General features: G+C 38.5%; 2 protein-coding genes. Both read left to right on the forward strand.

The annotated features are described in order from the left end of the window. Positions 1-997 precede the first annotated feature (997 nt). Positions 998-2,593, forward strand: coding sequence for a hypothetical protein (locus IM479_RS06900; RefSeq protein WP_287699309.1), 1,596 nt, complete (start codon positions 998-1,000; stop codon positions 2,591-2,593). After that, entirely contained in the window at positions 2,584-3,147 is a 564-nt protein-coding gene (locus tag IM479_RS06905) for a hypothetical protein (RefSeq protein WP_287699310.1), read from the forward strand. The genes IM479_RS06900 and IM479_RS06905 overlap by 10 nt, the downstream gene beginning before the upstream one ends. Positions 3,148-3,445 lie beyond the last annotated feature (298 nt).

Raw genomic sequence — 3,445 nt, forward strand, 5'->3', positions numbered from 1 at the left:
TTATTCGCACACTGGAAGTTGGTATATCCATAATGTAGAAATACATTTGTGATTAAACAGGAAGAGCCGTATGAAGGGAGACTTTCACGTACGGTTCCGTGAGAACCTAAGGGTGAAACTCCCTTGGGTGACTCGACTGTAGGTAAGGCGGTCGGACAGAAAAAATCAAGACTCGTAAATTATAAAACGTGCGATACAAAAATTTAAAAACTTATATAAAAGGACAATGAGTCTAACTTCTATTCGACATCTTCTCAACTCGGACAATCTTGATAGAGCAATTGAGAAGGTGACGTTTTTAGTTAGGGTTGCATTGATAATTTGCATTTCACTTTTTATCGTAATATTGGTTTTAACGCCATTCACTGAAGGGAATGCCGATAATAACATTGAGGTCTTCTTTTTCTTTTCAGCCTTTTACTCCGTCATTTGGGTAACAATTCCATCGATATTCTTGTTGGCAGCAATAACACTCGACAATAGATATCGCACAAAGGCAAGGAAACAACTAACTCGAATTGAGGTTAAACTTTTGATTGTAAATATTATTATCATTCTGATTGCAGCAGGAGTTATAGGACTAATCAGATTAAATAATTAATTCAAATTGATTACGCGGAGAAATCCTCTAACGTGAGACATTTTTACTCCGCAGACAATAACGTTGAGTTGTGTTTTCGTTGGACTATTCCGTCATGACCTTGAACTCAACGGCTGACAAAGACTCATTTGACAATTCCGACTTTTAACTAACGACAAAGATTCTTTAATACTTGACGGTCTGACGAAACCGCCCTACCTACAACAAAATGCTTCTGCAATAGCGCGTTGACGTGTAAGCTATAAGTGTTATCTTCGTTCAACGTTTGGTTTCGGGGACAGGACGCGGCTTCGAAAGCGCGCTACTGCAGAAGCACAAACGTTGGGCGCAATTATTACCGTTTACTTAAATAGATTGAGCTAAAAATAATATATTTGAAAACCAAGCAGACCAATTATGAGAAGACTAAAATACTTTGCCCTGACAATTTATTTGTTTGCAGCATGTAACACTCAAGATATCACAATTGAACAACCTGACGTAACAATTGAAGATATTGTACCAAGTAATGATGCTCATTTAATGAGCCTACTTGGGACAGCAACCCAATCTGCAACCAAAAATGGAAGGTCATTAAACACTGACATTGGTGAGATTGATTTAACAAGAGGTGTTAAGGTTACTAACATTAGAGACACAATAACACGTTATTCATTAATTCTAATTAGTCGGGACGCATTGACTTTTGAGAATATAATAATCAAGGAAAATAATGAAGGTATTACGTCCTACATTCTAAAGTATGATGCTAACGCTGATTGGTTGATCAAAAGATCAGGAAAATTTCTGATGAGCAATTTTACTGGCTTTGTAAGTCTTTTAAATATAAAACGTGAGTTGATTTCAAAAGCAAAAGTAGATAATGGTGTTGGTATTACTATTAAACGAGGTAAGACAATTAAAAATGGCAGAGTAAACTGTGATGGAGGCGGATCAGGAGGTTCTGGTGGAGGAGGTGGGGGTGGAAGTGGTGACGGCTCCGGAAACGGGGGTGGAACTGGTGGTGGAGGCTCGGGATCAGGCAGTAGTTCCGGTGGTGGAACCGGTTCTGGTGGATCAAGTGGTGGTGGATCTGGTGGTGGAGGAGGTGGGGGTTCTAGTGGAGGCGGCCAAATTGGAGAGCCATGTACATGGACATTTGTAGGAGGTGTCCTAAATATCGATTGTGGTGATTGGGGAGGTACTGGTGGAACAGTTCCCCCTGAAGTAATAGCACGTGTGGACTGTGATGGTGTTATTGGTCCTGCACCTGTCTATACCTATGACGGAAATGGAGACCCCATTGGGATAGTAAATCCAGACCCAGTTTCGGTACCGGATATTTGGGAAGATAACGTATGCTTACTTTCTAGTTTCACCAGCAACAATTGCGTTAATGGCACTTGGAACAAACTAAAAAGTCAAGACACGGCCTTTGAGCTTTTAAAGAACTTTAATAGTGAGAACCCAACTGCCCAAGTCTGCATGGAGGTTGTTCCATCCTTGCCTAATGAGGCTGGACAAGAACGAAACGGTACAACCAACGGAAACACTAATCCAATTCAAATAAAAATTAGTGCAGCAAGCGCTGCAAGTCGTTCAGAACTTGAAGTTGCGAGGACTATATTTCATGAATTAATCCATGCTGAAATGTGGAGAAAGATTCAGTCGGTTGGGGGTGTAAGTGGTTTAGACCCATCTAATTTCCCTGGTCTCTTCGATTACTACTCGCGATACGTTCCAATTCCTAATGGTAATGGTGGTTATTCCTACCCAAACGGAACACCGCAGCATAATTTAATGGCCAATCATTACGTAGATATGATTACGGATGCTCTAATGGAATTTGACGGAGCAGATAAATCTAATGTCAATCTTCGTCAGCCGTATGAAGCTTTGGCGTGGGGAGGGTTAAAGGAGACAGAAATCTTTATAGGTAAAGCTCAAATTGAAAAAGAATCAATAAAGAGTTTGAGTGAAGGACTAGTAAATAATAGACCAAAATGTCAATAACTAGAAATTTTATAGTAGTTGGCATTGTTATTAGCTTTCTAATTCCATGTTCAGGACAGACGGCCAGTCCGTCAAGTTGGCCAACACCCACGCCAGAATTAATTATGGATGGCTATTATACTAAGCAAAAATTAATGAGCTACTGGGAATGGAAGACAAAAACTCTGCCAGATCTTTATATAGAGTTTAACGATAGCAATGGAATACTAACAAAGCTTAAATGGGAAAAGGATAATTTTCAATATAGATTTAATTTCAAAAATCTTGGAATGGAATTTGTTGTTGACCATCAGCCAAAAAAAAATAGAGCCTCAAATATTAAGTTAGTTGAACAGCAATTTATTGACACACTAAATGTAAAAGATTATAAGTGGCTGCAAGATTTTCTAAAGTCCAATGTTGATGAAAATCGAATAGATAAGAATTGTGAAACAATACAATCTTTGTTCCGAAATATTTTTATTGTTACTTATGATTCAAAAAATGTTACTGGTATAGTTTATAAATCGAATTATTGTACCTGCCCTTGTGACGATGACGAAATTATAAAGTAGTCACCTTAATTACTGAGTAAGTAATAACTGCGCCCAACAAAATGTCCTATGTATATAGGCTAGCAGCCAGAGGAGAAATAGAAATTACTTTTGAAAGCAAGAGGGTTTTATAGCCCCCTGCCTTCGCAAGTTATTCTGTTGGTTATTCAAAATTAGGTTTACGTTTCCATATCTGCAAGTTTTTTTCATTATCCATTACCAGCATCCTATGAGTAGATCCTGACGATACTGTCAGCACTACAAGCTTCTTTGATTAAACTGATAATTTTAAAAACAACCCGCTACATGCTTTGCTGAA

It is taken from the genome of Microcystis sp. M165S2 (assembly GCF_020245885.1).
GTDB lineage: Bacteria > Cyanobacteriota > Cyanobacteriia > Cyanobacteriales > Microcystaceae > Microcystis.

Excerpts from the sequence above, each read along its gene's own strand:
- IM479_RS06900 (WP_287699309.1), top strand. The coding sequence starts at position 998 with ATGAGAAGACTAAAATACTTTGCCCTGACAATTTATTTGTTTGCAGCA.
- IM479_RS06905 (WP_287699310.1), top strand. The coding sequence starts at position 2,584 with ATGTCAATAACTAGAAATTTTATAGTAGTTGGCATTGTTATTAGCTTT.